This window comes from Parapedobacter pyrenivorans (assembly GCF_014636865.1).
GTDB lineage: Bacteria > Bacteroidota > Bacteroidia > Sphingobacteriales > Sphingobacteriaceae > Parapedobacter > Parapedobacter pyrenivorans.
Window position 1 is genome coordinate 178,647 of sequence record NZ_BMER01000006.1, and the last position, 18,123, is coordinate 196,769.

14 protein-coding genes are annotated in these 18,123 nt (G+C 48.3%); 2 read left to right on the forward strand and 12 right to left on the reverse strand.

Features of this window, described 5'->3' with window-relative positions:
• Positions 1-29 precede the first annotated feature (29 nt).
• Positions 30-662: a response regulator gene (locus IEV98_RS22075; protein ID WP_188508220.1), complete on the reverse strand. Its 633-nt coding sequence runs from the start codon at positions 660-662 to the stop codon at positions 30-32.
• 205 nt (positions 663-867) lie between these two features.
• Positions 868-1,896: a glycosylasparaginase gene (locus IEV98_RS22080; RefSeq protein WP_188508221.1), complete on the reverse strand. Its 1,029-nt coding sequence runs from the start codon at positions 1,894-1,896 to the stop codon at positions 868-870.
• 143 nt (positions 1,897-2,039) lie between these two features.
• Between IEV98_RS22080 and IEV98_RS22085 the strand changes: the two genes are divergently transcribed.
• Together IEV98_RS22085 and IEV98_RS22090 are read left to right on the forward strand one after the other, a co-directional pair.
• Complete coding sequence (locus IEV98_RS22085; RefSeq protein ID WP_188508222.1) at positions 2,040-3,287, forward strand: C40 family peptidase; 1,248 nt, start codon at positions 2,040-2,042, stop codon at positions 3,285-3,287.
• Entirely contained in the window at positions 3,284-4,336 is a 1,053-nt protein-coding gene (locus IEV98_RS22090; RefSeq protein ID WP_188508223.1) for a dipeptide epimerase, read from the forward strand. Before IEV98_RS22085 ends, IEV98_RS22090 begins: the two co-directional genes overlap by 4 nt.
• A gap of 62 nt (positions 4,337-4,398) precedes the next feature.
• On the opposite strand, the gene IEV98_RS22095 is transcribed toward IEV98_RS22090, so the two are convergent.
• The 10 genes from IEV98_RS22095 to mutS form a co-directional block, all read right to left on the reverse strand.
• Entirely contained in the window at positions 4,399-5,790 is a 1,392-nt protein-coding gene (locus tag IEV98_RS22095; protein ID WP_188508224.1) for a putative oxidoreductase C-terminal domain-containing protein, read from the reverse strand.
• Between the two features lie 44 nt (positions 5,791-5,834).
• Positions 5,835-7,256 carry a Gfo/Idh/MocA family protein gene (locus IEV98_RS22100; protein ID WP_188508225.1) on the reverse strand — a complete coding sequence of 474 codons (1,422 nt, stop codon included), beginning with the start codon at positions 7,254-7,256 and terminating at the stop codon, positions 5,835-5,837.
• 32 nt (positions 7,257-7,288) lie between these two features.
• Complete coding sequence (locus tag IEV98_RS22105; protein ID WP_229738905.1) at positions 7,289-8,104, reverse strand: ThuA domain-containing protein; 816 nt, start codon at positions 8,102-8,104, stop codon at positions 7,289-7,291.
• A 64-nt stretch (positions 8,105-8,168) separates the two neighbouring features.
• Positions 8,169-9,140 (reverse strand): DUF6807 domain-containing protein, encoded by a 972-nt coding sequence (locus IEV98_RS22110; protein WP_188508227.1) that lies wholly within the window; start codon positions 9,138-9,140, stop codon positions 8,169-8,171.
• A gap of 217 nt (positions 9,141-9,357) precedes the next feature.
• Positions 9,358-10,833, reverse strand: coding sequence for a M14 family zinc carboxypeptidase (locus IEV98_RS22115; protein WP_188508228.1), 1,476 nt, complete (start codon positions 10,831-10,833; stop codon positions 9,358-9,360).
• The gene (locus IEV98_RS22120) at positions 10,830-11,843 is read right to left on the reverse strand and encodes a S66 peptidase family protein (RefSeq protein WP_188508229.1); all 1,014 of its coding nucleotides are present in this window, start codon (positions 11,841-11,843) and stop codon (positions 10,830-10,832) included. Before IEV98_RS22120 ends, IEV98_RS22115 begins: the two co-directional genes overlap by 4 nt.
• 19 nt (positions 11,844-11,862) lie before the next feature.
• Entirely contained in the window at positions 11,863-13,197 is a 1,335-nt protein-coding gene (locus IEV98_RS22125; protein WP_188508230.1) for a dihydroorotase, read from the reverse strand.
• A 57-nt stretch (positions 13,198-13,254) separates the two neighbouring features.
• A complete protein-coding gene (locus IEV98_RS22130) occupies positions 13,255-14,790 on the reverse strand; it encodes a glutamate racemase (RefSeq protein ID WP_188508231.1) in 1,536 nt (511 codons plus the stop codon).
• A 107-nt stretch (positions 14,791-14,897) separates the two neighbouring features.
• The gene (locus IEV98_RS22135) at positions 14,898-15,389 is read right to left on the reverse strand and encodes a hypothetical protein (RefSeq protein WP_188508232.1); all 492 of its coding nucleotides are present in this window, start codon (positions 15,387-15,389) and stop codon (positions 14,898-14,900) included.
• 89 nt (positions 15,390-15,478) lie between these two features.
• On the reverse strand, positions 15,479-18,088 hold the full coding sequence (gene mutS / locus IEV98_RS22140; RefSeq protein ID WP_229738906.1) for a DNA mismatch repair protein MutS: 2,610 nt from the start codon (positions 18,086-18,088) through the stop codon (positions 15,479-15,481).
• Positions 18,089-18,123 lie beyond the last annotated feature (35 nt).

Sequence of the window (18,123 nt, forward strand, 5' to 3'; positions counted from 1 at the left end):
CTGCATAAGTTCATCTGGCTATCGCTATGTCAGTATTTATTGACAAGCTCCGATCGCGAATTGATTTGTAGTTTGCCATAGATATTACGGATGTGGAACTTAACGGTATCCACACTAATAAAAAGTCTTTCGGCCACTGTTTTATAAGGAGTGCCGTGTTGCAGCATGGAAATGATTTCGATTTCTCTTTGGGTAAGTAGATCAGCTTCTTTCGTTTCTTGCTTAGCAAACAAAGGATTAAAATAACCAATTACCATACGGGCAATTTGAGGACTCATTACCGACCCGCCATCCATTACTTCCAACAGGTGCTCTTCGATCTTGGCCAAGGGAGTATTTTTAAGGAGGTAACCGGAGGCTCCTACACACAGTGCTTGAAAAACAGTCTCCTTGTCTTCAAAAACCGTAAACATGACAACTTGGGTGCGAGGTGACTTATGTTTGAGATATTGCGTTGCTTCGATCCCCGACTTACCCGGAAGACCGATATCGCATAACAGCATATCAATGTGTTGGTCTTTCCATGTATTGATAAACGCCTCGGTGGAATTGGCGGAAAACAGCAATTCAAATTTGGAAGATCTATTGAAATACCCTGTTAATGCCTTTAGTACAACTTGATTATCCTCAATGATAACCAAACTAAATTTGTCCCTTTTCATAAAGTAGTGTAAAATTAATCCCGATATGTTTAGGAATAATGTTCTTCAAAGATGTGTATAAAGGTAACTTATTTTGGGTTTGACCATACTACCCATTTGGGGTAGTATTTCCAAAATAGTCTATTCATTTTGTTCGCAGTATCGACCACCTGTTACTCCAGGAGATCATCAGCTATTTTTTTAGCTTAGGTGCGACTGTTATCTTTCAATACATACTTTCGCCATCCAGCAGCAAATCCTGCTGATACCTGTCACATACCGCGAATGAAAACCCCTTCTGCAAAGAAAAGGCTCCGTATTCTCCATTTTTATTCAGGGCTAGAAACCCTACTTGTATTTTTTTAGCCGCTTCGGGCTTCTTTTTGATGATACGTTTGACAGCCTCACGGCACGCATTTCGGGGTGAAAGCCCTTGCCTCATCAATTCGACTACCAGGAAACTACCGACCGTACGGATCACCTCTTCGCCTACGCCGGTGGCCGTTGCCCCACCCACTTCGTTATCTACGTATAGGCCCGCTCCGATAATTGGGCTGTCTCCTACACGCCCATGCATCTTAAACGCCATGCCACTGGTTGTACACGCACCAGAAAGATCTCCGTTCCGGCCCAATGCCAACATCCCAATCGTATCGTGGTTATATCGGTTTCCCGGTATTTTTTCAACGTTGAACGACCTGTTCTCGATGTTAATAACGGGTTCATACTTCCGTTCTTTGAGCCACGTTTTCCAAGCAGCTTCGCCTTCGGGTGTAAGTAGATTTTCCCGTTCGAAACCATTTTCAAGGGCAAACTGCAGTGCGCCCGCCCCAACAAGCATCACATGAGGTGTTTTTTCCATCACCAAACGCGCCACAGAAATCGGGTGTGTAACGTGTTCCAACGCCGCAACCGATCCACAATTCCCATGCTCATCCATAATGCAAGCGTCCAATGTGACATGTCCATCTCGATCGGGATACCCACCTTTACCAACGGTCACGTTAGCTAAATCGGCTTCGGGCACACGAACCCCGGCTTCTACAGCATCTAACGCCCGACCACCAGCCTCCAATATGGTCCACGCCGCTCGGTTGGCCGCCACACCAAAATCCCACGTGGAGATCACAACAGGTCTACCCGCTGCCACTTGCCCACTATGATTGCTGCCGGCATACGCGGTTAAAAAACCGCCTGTCGAAACCATAGAAGCTCCCATCGCTCCGGCTTTGATAAATTTCCTTCTGTTAATCATACAATTGTCGTTAGTTAATGGCTACCTGTCATTTCCAGGCACATGACATCATGCATAGCTATGCGGGTCATCGGATCTCGAATTTACGATAAAAAATTGCACAACAACAAATTATCACTTAACTTGGACCGAAACTTTTCGTCATGAAAACCTCCCGAAAGACCATGATATTGATGTTTTGCTGTATAATCGGTTTAAAAAATCATGCTCAAACACAGTTGCCGGATTCTGCTGAATATCATAAAATCGCGCACATAACAGAAGAAATAGCCAAACAGTATGCTCCGGATAAACGTACGGCAATTTTTGAACTGCAACGGGCTGCCGACGACCCCAACCGCTATCAAATAACTACCACCATACCAAGAGCTTGGGAGCGCTTCCAACAACTGCTGGTCGATAATCACATCGCCGACACAAAGGTAACGATAAATCTCTTGCCAGATACCAGCGTGAACGGTAATGCTTCGGGAATTGTCAACCTGTCGGTAGCCAATCTCAGGGTAGCGCCCCGCAATCAGGCAGAACTGGCTTCTCAGGTGTTGCTGGGCACACCGGTTGACCTCCTTCAAAAGCGGGATGGTTATTATCGTGTGCGCACACCGGAAGGGTACATTGCATGGGTAAGCACATCCTCAATCACAGCAAAGACCCAATTGGATTTAAGACAATGGAAAGTAGCCAGGAAGGTGATTTTCATCGCTGACTATGGCCATTCCTATTCTGCGCCAGACGAACAATCATTACGAGTTTCAGACCTCGTGATGGGCAACATATTGGTAGAAATGGGTAAATCGAGTGGGCTTATACGCGTACGTTACCCGGATGGACGAATTGCTTACGTCAAGAGCGATTTGGTTTCCCCGTTTGACGAATGGCTAGACACTCTTAACCCAATAGCGGACAACATATTGGACGCCGCCAAGACCATGATGGGTGTCCCTTACCTATGGGGCGGCACGTCGGTAAAGGGTGTCGATTGCAGTGGCTTTACCAAAACGGCCTATTACATGAATGGAATCATCATTCCCCGCGACGCATCGCAACAGGTGCTAGCCGGTCAATTTGTTGATATCCTGTCCGCGGATACCCTGGATACCGAAAAAGCGCTGCGCAACCTGAAACCAGCCGACCTGCTTTTCTTTGCTTCCGGTGATAATCGCAAACCCGATGCGCGGATTACCCATGTGGCGCTATACCTGGGTGACGGGGAATTTATCCACTCAGCCGGCACCGTACGTATCAATAGTATGCTTAGTGGAGCAGCCAACTATGGTGATTTCCAAACCCGTACGCTAGTAGCTGCAAGACGATATATCGCACAAACCGACCCAGCGTTACAACCTATTTCGCAGCATCAATTCTATACACTTGAAAAGCATCACAAATGACCACGCAAACAACTTCGCGCAAATCGGGAAAATTCACCCTACGCTACCGGCCCTATACGCTGGAACTCAAGCATACATTTACTATTGCATCGGGCTCGCGCAGTACCACACCAATCGTACTTACCGAACTCGAATTTGAGGGCGTAACGGGCTACGGAGAAGCGTCCATGCCTCCGTATCTGGGCGAATCTCATGAGAGTGTATTGGCCTTCTTGGATCACGTAGACCTGTCGGGTTTCGCTGATCCGTTTCTTACTGCCGATATCCTGGAATATATTGATACTATTGCCCAAAAAAACACAGCAGCCAAGGCCGCTTTGGACATTGCATTGCATGATCTACTAGGTAAAATCATGCATCAGCCCTGGCACCGCATATGGGGGTACAATCCAGCAGATACACCGAATACTTCTTTTACGATTGGGATCGATACCCCCGATGTGGTGCGACAAAAAGTACGGGAAGCCGAACCCTATAAATTATTGAAAGTAAAGCTGGGGTTAGACACAGACAAAATGATGATCGATACCATCCGTGAAGTGACCGACAAGCCCCTTTGTGTCGACGTAAACCAAGGCTGGAAAAGGCGTGGAGAAGCGCTGGAGATGGCCCATTGGCTAGCGGACCGCGGCGTCTTATTCCTCGAACAGCCTATGTCCAAAGACCAACCGGATGATAACGCATGGCTAACAGAACGCAGTCCAATTCCTACCATCGGCGACGAAGCCGTACAGCGATTGGATGACGTGCGGAAGGCATTTGGCGTATATCATGGCATCAATATCAAACTTATGAAATGCACCGGCATGCGCGAGGCCAATCAAATGGCGGTATTGGCCCGCGCACTGGGCATGAAGGTCATGTTGGGCTGCATGACGGAAACGTCATGTGCAATTTCCGCCGCCGCACAGCTATCACCCATTGCCGACTGGGCGGACTTGGATGGCGCGCTATTGACGACTAACGACATATATCGAGGCATGGAGGTTGTAAACGGCAAGGTGGCATTGCCAGCTAGGCCCGGCATCGGCATAATATCAAACCAATAATACGATTATACGTCGATAAGAGACTGTGCGTTGCCGACACAGGGCGACAACGCACAATCTTCCTATGGGGAGACTACAGTTTCGGCCTCTTCCAACGCCTTCGTGGTCAAGTAGTATTTGGCAATCATATTAGGCACCTCCCAGTCGGGCATCATTCCCGATTGCAGGAATTCGAGGTATTTTCCAGTTACCTGCGCAAAGTGTTCCTCATGCGAGGTTACCAAAGAAGGGTCAACACTAATCCGGTAACGGCCGTCTGTAGTCGGTTCAAATTTCAATCCCTTGTAAGAACCACTAAGCTGATCAATCGCCTTGGCCAGCGCGGCATCGAATGTTTGCGCATCGCGGGCGCCGGTAGACTCCACATACAATACGGGTTTATATTGCTCCTCTTCACCCTGCCTGATGATCAGATTGGCGTACTGCCCCCGCATGATAGAATAATGCGTATCACCTGTCCCTTGCGGGGCCTCAAAATTCCAGATTACCGATACCTTAGCATGAATACCTTTCAACGTATAGTTGATTTCACCATTGGCAAAGACGGCGAGATCGCCGTTGTCATCCACCGAACCAGACAGGAATGCGGGAACCGCTTTCAATCCGGTTGAACGCTCGAATTGTGCTGGACTAACTGCCGTAGCCCACCGTTTCGCCGAGACAAGCTGGATGTCCTGTTTGTGATTGATAATCTGATCCGGAAAACTCTCCCATTGCACCAAATCCACCAAATGTGTGGTTACATCCACCAATCCCTCGCCCTGCTGCTGAGTATCATAAAACCAAGCAGGCCGAACCAACGGTTTGCCAGATACCTCCTTGAAAAAATGATGCACACTTTCCTTGGTAATCGCCGGATTGGCCGCGCTACCCGTTTCGAGTTTGCCAAAGAAATCCGGCACTTGTGATAGTGCTTTCTGTAACATGGTATTGATTTCATACCGCTCCGTCATGATATCGTAAAGCAGCACGTCCTTTTCTGCCGCTTTGGCAAATGTGCCTTCCAATTTCGAAAAACCTTCGGCATTAATGACCATCGGCTTATCTGCCAATACGTTCAGCCCGGCATCGATAGACCTCGTGATATAATCGATCTTGTGCTGGTTATTGCCGGCCAGTACGACTACATTGCCTTTACGTTCTTCCAGCATTTTCTCCAAGAAATCGGCTCCTTTGTAAACAACCTCATCCCATCGAGTCGGCTGGTCTGCCCGTGTATTGTATTGGTTTATCAACGCCAGGTATGAATTCAGTTCAGGGCCATCCGGCGCATAAACGTTTACCACACTATCCACTTCCGGGTACATACTCTTCTGCACCAATGCCGCATGGAAGTGCCCCGGCGCAACAGTGATCAATTGGATGTCTTTTCGCTGCATATCATCTCGTGCAGTATTACATGCCGAAAGGCAAGCAATGGCCACTAAAGTAATCAGTCCTGTTTGTCTATTCATTATGTTTTGTTCATTGTATTTTTCCAAGCAAAAGCGAAAATAACTCACCCCTTCACGTTTCCTGTTCCATATGGGAAACGTTGCGGGCGCGACAATAGCGCATTCGCTTCATCGTCACCGATAAACCGTTCCTTAGCGGCATCCCATCGGAGCTTGCGACCAAGTTTCATCGCCGCGTGGGCGATAAGGCACGCCGACCCCGAACGATGGGCTACTTCTACATGACTGATGGTTTGCTTACCATTTCGTATGCATTCCAACCAATTTTGATGCTGTTCCGGGCTTTCGTACAGCTTGGTTTCCTGTTCGCCGATAACCGATTGCAGTATCTTACTGTCACTGGCATTGAAGGCTTCGTTTACCTTTCCATCAGCTGCGCCGGGGTCACTGGCCGTCACTCCTACGTTGCCGCGCGAAACGAAGATCCATCCTTCCGACCCTTCAAAACGCACTCCGTTAGGGTTAGCTCCGCTGATCTCCATTACCACATTTCCCGGATACAGCATCTTCACCTCAAAGTCGCCGTGCACATTCCACAGGCCGGAAGTGGGGAAGGTTGCCCTACCTTCCGCTTCCAGTGGGCCGCTCAATTCGACATCCAGCCCCCAATGAGCGATATCAATGTGGTGAGACCCCCAGCCCGTAATCATGCCAGCACCAAATTGTTCGCAACGCAGCCAACCCGGCCGATCATAGATATCCGTTTGGGAATGCACACGGTCCAACGTATAGGGTACCATAGGCGTAGAGCCCAGCCAACGATCATAATCGAGGTTTTCAGGCACAGGCATCTCTACCGGGTTGCCACCCGCTGGATCTCCCGGCAGCCCTACGACCACCCGTTTGATGGTACCGATACGGCCATTTCGTACCAATTCGCATGTCCGCTTGAATTGGGGCCAAGGGTTTACCGATCGCTGCTGGCTACCCAGCTGGAAGATAACGCCTTTGCGCGACACCACATCGGCCATCATACGCCCCTCGCTAATGGTAAGCGATGTAGGCTTCTGCATATAAATGTGCTTACCCGCTATGGCCGCTTCCATGGCGGGCTGCGCATGCCAGTGATCGGGCGTACTGATGATCACCGCGTCAACATCTTTACTCGCAACGAGGTCACGGTAGTCACCATACGTCTTAACGTCCACTGGCGACTTCCCGCCATTTTTATTCGCATACTGTTGTTCAATCCATTCCTTACCTGCTGCCAATCGGTTGCGGTCAACGTCTGCCACGGCCACAATCCGCACATAATCATGTTTCATGACCTCAGGTAGATCGTGTGATTTCCCAATCCGGCCAAAACCAATCTGGCCAATATTGATACGATTGCTCGGTGCGTTCTTTCCAAACACCGATGCCGGCACTATAGTCGGAAAAACCGACGCTGCTACTAACAAAGCTGATCCACCTGCAGTTTGCTTGATGAACGTCCTTCTATTTAATTGCTTCTGTTGTTTATCCATGATACCGTGATTTATTATGGTTTAAAATTAGCTCAATGCTCCCTTACTTCGTCCTGCGGGCTGGTAGCATATGCCCTTACGTAATTCCGCTTCTTCGCGCCCTTGATAACCCATTCGATACCGCCAAGGATATGCTGCCTAAACTCCTCGTCCATATAATCCTCCTTGCCATGGCCCAGCGAGGTATACCACGACCGGCCACCGTCAAATTCGTGGCACCAAACAGACGGGAAAACGTCGCCAAACGTATCCAATCGACGGGTATCTTCACCATCCAATGTTGTAGCATCATTTACCGCCACAACATGCAGGTTGACATTCATTTGCTTGAGATAGTAGAACTCGTCACCCTTCACCCGCACCCATTTCCTCGGCACATGGGCTACCGATGGGTGTTTGGCGTCGATCACATTTACCGTAAATGGTTGGAATTTGTCGTGCCAATAAAATGTAGCGCCCAGCAGTTGCTTAAACCACTTCCACTTCCGCTCGGTACCCGAGGCCGAATGAATACCGACAAAACCACCCCCTGCTTGAATATAACGCATCAATGCCACCCGTTGTGCATCGGTATCAAAAACGTCATTATTCGTATTCGAGAATACCAATGCGTCATATTGCTGCAGATTTTCGTCGGTAAACACCGCGGGATCGTCGGTCGCATCAACAGCAAATCCGTGTTGTTGGCCCAAGGCTTTTAAAGCAATCACGGAGTTTTCGATGTTGTCATGCACAAACCCTACGCCATTTTTGGTATATACCAATATCTTGATTTTTTTCCAGTTTGTTGATTGCGCAACGAGCATATTGGATAGTAATAGTCCCAAGAAAAACAGAACTATGCTCATTATTCGCGGAATTGATCTTAATCTCATGGTGATCATAAAAATTATCGGTTAAACACTATCGGTCCTATTTGGCGAAAGATTGCCAAATCTGCTCTGCTTCATTGGCCGACAACACGCCATCAAAAATAACGAGCCGGTATTGTAAGGTATAGGTATGGCCAGTTTCCAATAACCAGTCCATATTTTTTGTAGGCGAAAAATTAAAAAACTGGTCTCCCCTACCGCCATTGGCATCCTCGGGCCATACCCGTATCGGCTCCGGGAAATTGTAATTCTCAGGATGCGAAAGAAAGAGCACACCGCCTTCAGCATCTCCAAGTTGACCCGACATAATGGCCCAGCGTTCCAAGGATCCATCTGCCTCTTTACGGCTTTTACCACTGGATGTCAGCACACTACTATTCATATTGGTCCATTCCGGCGTAGCCCTGAATCCCAATCCGGCATACCGGTATTCCTTCAATATGACATCCGTATCAGTTACCGGCGTCAGCGTAGAGCGGATATCACATAGGTACCTATTTCCATCCAATTGAGTGACCACAATCCGCCAGTTTTCTCTCATAATTACGGTTTCGGTATCGCCATCGAAGATAACATGGTCGTGTATCGCTTCAAATCCCGCCTCTTTCTTATTCTGGAAGACATCTTTAAATTCCACGAATCGCACCGTGCCTTTTTTATCACCGATGTTCCACAGGTCGTATAACTTGCCCTTGTACTCCACGTGCGTCCACGGGTTCCACAGGCCATAATGGTGGTAATGATCAGCGGGCTGTATGGTGGTAAGAACTTTGCCCGACAGGGTCTGCAGGGGATGGATATAACCGGCACGGCCATATGACGCATCCACTCCTTTTGGGGGCGCTTTCACGGTGTAGCGATAACTAAGCAATGGCTTTCCTTCCGGGTTTTTCAATACCAGTTCATCCGCGCCTTTATCCACTGAATAGGATTTACCTTGATTGGATACCTGTCCCATCACATATGCGGAGCCAGCACATAGCAAAAAGGTCGTCACAATGGTCTTCAACATGAGCAATGATAGATTTATAACGTATTTCAGCAATAAAGTTATCAAAATCCGGTTGATAACGGAAAATTAATGGGCAACTCGCGCCCCATTCATACATATATGGTCATTTAAGCGCTATTCAACCGGTATACTAAAATGATGGCTGGGATACATGGAGGCTAGGCTGCCTGCTCAACTTTTAGCAGTGACTGGCGGTAATTGGCACACCGACTGTCAATTACTGCACGTAATTCTTAAACACTTCAACTGGTGTTGCAGAAAGATCGATTAGGTATCCGTTGACAACAGCATAGGCTGGCACCCCATTTCTTGCCAGAAAAAAATTCGCCGCACGGCCCAGGTTGGGACTGGCAGGACTGGGCGCCTGCTGATTGAAAACCACCAACGGCAAACCATGATGCCGCTCATCCGGCATGTCCGCCAGTTGGATGGCACAATATCCTTGACGTAAAAATCCCATAGCCTGTTCCAACGAAACATCGTCGATGCTGTTAAACACTGTTGGATAGATTTTACCGGGCAGGAAATGATATCCTTCGGCATCCAGTTCGGTATAACCATAGTTTTCTGCCAAATCACCCACATCCGTGATACGTGACCGTACATAGTAATCGTGTCCATCAGTCTGTTCATCCCGATTGATGGATAGGTCTATTTTATAACCAATCGAATCCCTGGAAGCGCCCACATGGCGCAAGAGTACGTCTGAAAGTTTCGAATCGCTGAAGGGAATGGTTTCATATTCATTGATGTCATACTGGGCAAAGCTATTTTGGGCAATTTCGACCAATGCATTGAGGATAATAATGAAATTGAGTTTACGGATAAACTGTTTCTCAGGGTCCCCTTTGTACCCCCCCGATTCAATAAGTACCGTGCTCGCACCCCAGCTTTGGAAATTATCTCCAAAGGCCCTTGGCGAATACGTATCATCATATTTCGCTACGCCACCCGGTACGTACCCCTGCAATATCCGATTCATACTCACTGCAATCTGCATGGCACTGCCACGCACATCATTGATGTCGCGCTCCGCATTATAGGCGGGGGCCAAGAGCGCGATGGTAACCGGATTCGGCGTACCCGGCACATTATAGTAAATATTCATGTCGTGGAGATTGAATGCGTAACTGGGCTGAACGGTCTTGGCAACATCAATCAATATCCGCCCCTCTACCGTAGCACCTGAGCGCGCATCACGGTTCAGGTCTACATCCATTGCATTGCGGCGAGTGTACACATCTGCTCCATCTGGATTAAGCATCGGGATAAAATAGAGGCTGGTTTGTGTTTTCAGCAAATTACGTATACTATCCAGGCCGTCACCCGTTGCTTCCAAGAAATTGAAAAGATCCATCAAGGCCATGGTTGCTGTAGGCTCATTGCCATGCATTTGTGACCAAAGCATCACCCGCTTTGGGCCTGTACCATATTGCAATTGGTAAATCGGCTTCTTAAGCACCGAAATACCCAACTGAGTCACATCAAAGACAGCGCTACCTCGCCGCCCGAGAATCAATGGTTCGATATCCGCATGTTTGAATCGACGGTTCGTAATCGACTGTTCACGATAGGTTTCAAATGCATTCGCGAGCATGGCCGTATCCGGCACATAAGTAATCCGGCTCTGACCGATGCCTTGGCAGGCAGTCGTCATTAATATCACCGTAAACAGATAGATGGTGTACCTCATGTCGAAAAAATATGCTCCAATACCGTGATCGTTCCCTGACTTGCATCCATACGGACCTTTGCTCCCACCGGCAAGATAAACTGCTCATCCATATGACCGATCAGCGCACCCTGGTAAGCGGGGATACCCAACGGTTTAATGTAGTCGTCCAATATCTGTTCCAATGTCAACGAATTACCCGGATTTTTCGCTTCACAATCTGAGCATCGTCCAAAAACAAATCCCTTGATTTTTTGAAGCGCTCCAGATAGAGCCAATTGGCTGAACATCCGGTCTATTCGATAGGGTTCTTCGCCAATGTCCTCGAGAAACAGGATACTATTGTTAAAGTCAGGGTAGTACCTAGACCCCGCCATACCCGTCAACACCGTGAGATTGCCGCCCAGGAGCTTGCCATCGGCCGTTCCCGGCGTAAGCGTCCGAATCCGATTTTGCGCTGCCGCATATACCGGTGGCTTACCGCTAAAGAACAACTGTTCAAACTGATTGACCACCATGGGTGTCCAACGGCTGTTCGCCACGGCACCATGGAATGTGACCAAGCCGGTTTGTGTAAAGATGGCTTGATGAAAAGCCGTTATGTCACTATAACCGAGAAAAATCTTGGAATTGCGCGCGATGAGTCCGTAGTCTAGTTTATCCAGCAACCTAGCAGCTCCCGAGCCTCCCCGGAGACACACAATAGCCTTTATTTCCGGATTGCTGAACATCCCATGGAGGTCCGCTAACCGCTCCTCATCTTTTCCCGCTAGATAGCCGTATTTTTTACCTACGTGTTTCCCCCACTGAAGACGAAGACCCAATATCTTTATGTTATTCTCAGCGATGGCATATCCCTCATCGTCAACCAACGCCGACGATGGGGTGATGATGCCCACAGTATCCCCCCGGCTAATCACCGGAGGATGTATAACCGGCAAATGATGATTGCCAACAACGCGACCGCCTGAGGAGATGGGTAGGGATGCCATGCCCAAACCCAATGTTTTGATGAATGTTCGTTTATCCATATTCCCTTTACAAAAGATCCTATCGGTCAAACAATAATCGTTGCCCACTGCCTCTTTCCAAGAGAACGCCCTGTTCGTATACGAGATTACCAGACACCCAAGTATGGGTAATGGTCGATTTAAACGTGTGTCCTTCAAAAGGTGACCAGCCACATTTGGATAGGATATTCCCCTTGCTAACCGTGTAGGGTTTATTCAAGTCAACCAATACGATATCCGCCCAATAACCTTCGCGGATAAACCCACGCTGGTCGACCTGAAAACATGTAGCCACATCATGAGCAGTCTTTTGCACCAGCTGCTCGAGTGTCAGCTTGCCATCATGGTGCATATCCAATAACGCCTGCAAGGCGTGCTGCACCAATGGACCGCCCGATGGTGCCTGTAAATAGGCCTGGGATTTTTCAGCCAGTGTATGGGGAGCATGGTCAGTGGCAATCACGTCTATCCGGCCATCCAGCACAGCCTGCAATATCCCTTCGCGGTCGGCGGCCGTTTTTACCGCTGGATTCCATTTGATGAAATTACCCTTTTTTGCATAGTCAGCATCGCTGAACCACAGGTGATGCACACACGCTTCCGCAGTAATTCGCTTCTTGGCCAACGGCACATCCTTTTCAAACAGGTCGGCCTCCTTGGCGGTCGAAATATGCAAGACATGCAAGCGCGAGCCGTGCTTCTTAGCCAGCTCTACCGCACGGGAAGAGGAGATATAACAAGCCTCTGCCGATCGGATAAGCGGATGCATATCAACGGAGAGGTTATCCCCGTGTGTAGCTTTATACATCGCTGTATTTTGCCTAATGGTTCGCTCATCCTCACAATGAGTAGCAACCAATACAGGGGAATTGGCGAAAATACCTTCCAAAGTATGCTCGTCGTCCACCAACATATTACCCGTAGAAGAACCCATAAAGACCTTGATACCGCACACATCGCGTGGAGACGTTCGTAATACTTCGTCTAGGTTGTCATTGGCGGCCCCCATATAAAAGGAATAATTGGCCAAAGACCGATCCGCAGCGATGTCATATTTATCTTGAAGGAGTTGTTGTGTAAGCGCGTTGGGTACCGTATTGGGCATTTCCATAAAGGATGTGGTGCCGCCGGCCACCGCCGCGCGGCTCTCATGCCAGATATCAGCTTTATGGGTTAGCCCTGGTTCACGGAAATGCACTTGATCATCGATCAAACCAGGAAATAGGTGTAAGCCTTCGGCATTGACTTCGGTATCGGCCGATGTCGAGATTTCGGGGGCTATCTTTTCAATCCTCCCGTCGGAAATCAATACATCGGCACTGATCGTTCTTCCTTCGTTAACAATAGTAGCGGCTTTAATAAGGGTTATCGGCATGCTTATGGCTTTTTAGCAAAGATACATAAATAGGGCAACATACGATGGCTCCACTTCCTACTGAATCCGGTCTTTTACCGGCACTGGGTGTATTTTGACGTGGTTATCGCTGAATGCCTGGATCAATCGAAAAGTTTCCGGTATCGTTTCACCCATCCGGTCAATCGTTTCCCCGGGGATAGTTGACCTACTGAATGGAACTACTTTGACATATTCCTGAATTTCACCGACATTCCTTCCATATTTATAAGCATACGTAAAGCGCCCCTGTTCATCTGTTTTTATCCGGTTATTGTGTTTATTAGGCACGGTAATATAAAACTCACTGCTATCCATGCTACCCTGCGGGTTAAAGCGCGACGCATCAGCAAGGTATCCATACAGTTCGGCAGCTACATTTTCTGCCGGATCGATGATATGTATTTCTCGCCGCATCACGTGCCGGTATACATATGCCCCATTTCGTTGGTAATTGTACAACTCATCCAATTTACTGCGGATTGCCTTGATAAGGTAAGGGTAATGGGTACAACCCAATACCAAAGCCTTTAATGGTTGCGCATCCGGTGCCTTCCGCAACTGTTCCAACAATGAAACTAAATGGTAACGCACGTAGTTATCGGTCGAATTGATCTGGAGCACATCGCAATCATCGCGGTCGGCAGCATCACACAGCATCTTGTTTGCCGTAAAATCAAAGCGATAACTATCCATCAGTGATTTATCAATCGGATGTTGCAGATGGCTCAAGGAAGGGCCAAGGTAATCTTCCCGTGGCTGATCCGCATCGTAATCGATAAAACCGGGCTCCTGATCCACGGCTTCTGCAACGCCATACCCACCTTGGTTATAGACCTGGATTTCACCGCGGTAGCCCAGCTGTTGTTTGAGCGCTAGTATGGTATTCTCATAGCCCTTGGAGGCAATCGTGCCCACCGTAGCGAAGACGCCGATCGTGCCGCTCTCGGCTTTGTCGAATACTTCAAGTACCCCCCTCGAGCCAGCGTCGATTACGCCAATCACCGGAATATCCAAACCCGATCGATCGATAAGCTTTTGGACGTGGTCCTTTGCATAGGCTGTAGCTGTATTACAGGCAATAACGATGGCTTTTACCGGCTTCTTGTCGGTCAGAAAACCAGTGGAGGACGCTTGGGGATAATAGTTGTTGGATAGCAGAAATTGGACGTCTTTCAAGACGTGCTCAACGAGTAATTCAGATTTGCTTTCACTGTAGTAATTGCCATACGGCATGTTTGCCTGATCGGCGAGGTAAATGAATCGTTCCCTGCTGAAATCGGATACACCATCCGCACTGTCGAGCTGACTTTGGTTGCTGTGTGCATCATACCGCACCAGCGCATCCATCACAGTGAGCCCACCGGTACCTGAATCGAAGATACCGATAGGCAAGGTTGGATCTGATGCATCATAATGCTTAACATCGACATAATAAAAACTGGATGAATCCACCAAAATGGCGTAGGTCATCGGATCAAGGTCGGCTGTGGCATTTGCCCGCTCGTTCTGTTCAATACAGGATAAAAGCAGCAATGCTAAGGGGGCAAGGATTACATATTGGACAATCTTCATGATGAGCTTGACATACACAAACTTAGCTAAACCCGTCATGAAAAGCAAAGGGTACCAAGACAAAATCTCGGCACCTTTCAATTGACTTTTGATTTTATTATTATACCCTATAAAGGTAGGTTGGCCATAAATTGCACGTTTAGTGCTCCGACATTCAGTCCAACCATAAAAGAGGGCATGGTCGGGGCAAATACCCACGCATTGTGGCTTCGATACACATATCCCCGCCGGTAGGGGTCATAGTATGTACAGTATGCTGGGAAATAAACGTATTCCGAACGGTGGTGAAACCGCTTACCATAGTACCAAGCGTCGTGGTCGCGATAATGGTGCCTTTTCTGCTTCGCATACTTGCGGTATTCTCGATCGCGTTTCTCGTAATACTTGTGATATGCTCGATCGCGCTTTTCATAATACTTCTGAGAAGACCGATCATACCTATCGTGCTTATGAAACGCTTTGTCTTGCTTGCGATACTGCTTGGCATACTCCTTCTTGTGCTTCCCTTGATGGCCTTCACCCCGTCGCTGGGCATTGGCTTCCAAGCCCGTGCCCAAGATAAACGCTAAGGCAGCAATTCCGATCACTAATTTTTTCATGGCGTCAATCTTTACGTAAAACATACAAACTATTACCTCTAGGACAGCAGAAGTAGTGCCAAGGTTTAAACACGGTTGGAAATCCCTACTCAATTCTTCAGCAACCGCTGAATCTCATCGAGTTTCATCAATGCTTCTACCGGCGTAAGTGTATTCACATCCAGGTTATTGAGCATATCCCGGATTTTAACAAGGACGGGATCATCTATGGAGAACATTTGCAATTGGTATGCTTGCTTTTGGATTTTCTTGATACTATCCTTGATACGTTCACCCCCCGTACGCTCCTGCTCCAGCCGTTTGAGGATTTCGTTCGCCCGTTGCAGTAGCTTAGGTGGCATTCCTGCTAGTTTGGCTACGTGGATACCAAAACTATGCTCACTGCCACCCGGTACCAGTTTACGCAGAAATATCACTTTGTTGGCAACCTCTTTCACTGAAACGTTGTAGTTCTTAATCCGTGGAAAGGACGTTGCCAGTTCATTCAATTCATGGTAGTGTGTGGCAAAAAGCGTCTTTGCCCTCGCCACGGGATGGCCATGAAGGTATTCCGCAATCGCCCAGGCAATGGATATACCATCGTAGGTGCTGGTACCCCGACCAATTTCATCGAGTAGGATGAGACTCCTTTCGGAAAGGTTGTTCATGATGCTCGCCGTCTCATTCATCTCCACCATGAATGTCGACTCGCCCGACGACAGGTTGTCTGAAGCGCCGACACGGGTGAATATCTTATCCACCAATCCAATCCGCGCTTCTTTCGCTGGCACAAAGCTTCCCATCTGCGCCATGAGCACAATCAATCCGGTTTGGCGCAATAGGGCAGACTTGCCGGCCATGTTCGGTCCCGTAATGATGATGATCTGCTGGGTTTCACTATCCAGGAAGACATCGTTGGTAATATAATCTTCGCCTATGGGCAAGTTTTGCTCGATGACCGGATGGCGGCCACCTTTGATATCAAGAGCATTGCTTTGGTTGATTTCGGGCCTCACATAGTGGTTCTTTTCAGCAATCAACGCAAAATTAAGCAATACATCGAGCTTGGCCACCAGCTGTGCATTGTGCTGGATAGGCTTAATATATTCGGCGACAGCAGCAACCAGTTCTCCATAAAGCCGGGCTTCCAGCACATGGATTTTCTCTTCGGCACCAAGTATCTGTTCCTCATATTCCTTGAGTTCCTCGGTAATGTATCGCTCGGCATTCACTAATGTCTGTTTCCGCACCCATTCGGCGGGTACCTTATCCTTGTGGGCATTGGTGACTTCCAAGTAATACCCAAAGACGTTGTTGAATGCAATCTTCAATGACGGAATACCCGTAGCATCGGCTTCGCGCTTTTGGATCTCCAGAAGGTAATCCTTGCCTCCAAAGGCCACCTTTCTCAGCTTATCCAAATCGGCGTTTACACCGGCGGCGATTACATTACCCTTGGTTATCAATACGGGTGGTTCCGCATTCAACTGCGCATCGATACGTTCACGGATAAGTGTACAGGAATTTAATTGGTCGGCAATGATTTTCAGTGCGGCTACAGTGGCACCACCGATAAGCGCTTTCAACCGATCAACCGCAAATAACGCGCGTTTGAGCTGGATCACTTCCCTCGGATTGGCTTTTTGAAGTCCAACCTTGCTGATGAGCCGCTCCAGATCACCAATTTGTTTGATTTCCTGCATCAACTCCGTCCGGAGATCTTTGTGGCTATATAGGTAATCAACCACGTCATGCCGCTCCGTTATCGCGCTTTCATGTTTCAACGGCATAACCATCCATCGCTTAAGCAACCGAGCACCCATTGGTGTGGCCGTTTGGTCAAGCACATCGGCTAATGTCACTGCCTGTTCATTAGCTGATGTCACCAATTCGAGATTACGGATGGTAAAGCGGTCCAGCCACATGTAGGTTTCTTCCTCAATGCGCGAAATATTAGCGATATGCTGCAGGTTGCGGTGTTCGGTCTCATTGAGGTAATGCAATGCCACCCCCGCAGCAACGATACCCAACGGTAGGCGGTCGATCCCGAAGCCTTTCAACGACTTGACTTCAAAGTGCTTGAGTAGCGCTTCAATGGCATAGTCGCCCGTATACGGCCATTCATCGAGGGTGTACGTATAGAAATGAGACCCAAACTCCTCCACAAACGCCTTGTACTGGCGTTTACCCATGATAACTTCGGTTGGCTTGAATCCTTGGAGCAATTTATCGGCATAGGCGGGCGAACCCTGCGCCACCAGAAACTCACCGGTGGAAATATCAAGAAACGCAACGCCGACAGCCTGTTTATCGAAAAAAACAGAAGCGAGGTAATTATTAGACTTTTGCTGGACGATATTGTCGCCGTAAGACACGCCTGGCGTTACCAATTCGGTGACTCCCCTTTTGACGATGGTCTTGGTCATCTTGGGGTCTTCCAACTGGTCGCATATTGCCACGCGCTGCCCAGCACGCACCAATTTGGGAAGGTATGTTTCGAGGGAGTGGTGCGGAAAACCTGCCAATGCTGTTTCCGATTCGCTACCATTGCCCCGCTTGGTCAGCACAATGCCAAGGATACCTGCTGCCTTCACCGCATCCTCGCCAAACGTCTCATAAAAATCACCCACACGAAAGAGCAATAGTGCTCCAGGGTATTTCACCTTGATGCTGTTGTATTGTTGCATCAATGGGGTTTCTTTCTTTGCTGCCTTTGCCAACGTCGGTTTTTTTTGCGTGGCCGTAAAAATAGGAT

Coding starts and splice junctions, on each gene's coding strand:
- IEV98_RS22075 (WP_188508220.1), bottom strand. CDS start 662: ATGAAAAGGGACAAATTTAGTTTGGTTATCATTGAGGATAATCAAGTT.
- IEV98_RS22095 (WP_188508224.1), bottom strand. CDS start 5,790: ATGAATAGACAAACAGGACTGATTACTTTAGTGGCCATTGCTTGCCTT.
- IEV98_RS22090 (WP_188508223.1), top strand. CDS start 3,284: ATGACCACGCAAACAACTTCGCGCAAATCGGGAAAATTCACCCTACGC.
- IEV98_RS22135 (WP_188508232.1), bottom strand. CDS start 15,389: ATGAAAAAATTAGTGATCGGAATTGCTGCCTTAGCGTTTATCTTGGGC.
- IEV98_RS22080 (WP_188508221.1), bottom strand. CDS start 1,896: ATGATTAACAGAAGGAAATTTATCAAAGCCGGAGCGATGGGAGCTTCT.
- IEV98_RS22085 (WP_188508222.1), top strand. CDS start 2,040: ATGAAAACCTCCCGAAAGACCATGATATTGATGTTTTGCTGTATAATC.
- IEV98_RS22125 (WP_188508230.1), bottom strand. CDS start 13,197: ATGCCGATAACCCTTATTAAAGCCGCTACTATTGTTAACGAAGGAAGA.
- IEV98_RS22120 (WP_188508229.1), bottom strand. CDS start 11,843: ATGGATAAACGAACATTCATCAAAACATTGGGTTTGGGCATGGCATCC.
- IEV98_RS22115 (WP_188508228.1), bottom strand. CDS start 10,833: ATGAGGTACACCATCTATCTGTTTACGGTGATATTAATGACGACTGCC.
- IEV98_RS22105 (WP_229738905.1), bottom strand. CDS start 8,104: ATGAGCATAGTTCTGTTTTTCTTGGGACTATTACTATCCAATATGCTC.
- IEV98_RS22100 (WP_188508225.1), bottom strand. CDS start 7,256: ATGGATAAACAACAGAAGCAATTAAATAGAAGGACGTTCATCAAGCAA.
- IEV98_RS22110 (WP_188508227.1), bottom strand. CDS start 9,140: ATGTTGAAGACCATTGTGACGACCTTTTTGCTATGTGCTGGCTCCGCA.
- IEV98_RS22130 (WP_188508231.1), bottom strand. CDS start 14,790: ATGAAGATTGTCCAATATGTAATCCTTGCCCCCTTAGCATTGCTGCTT.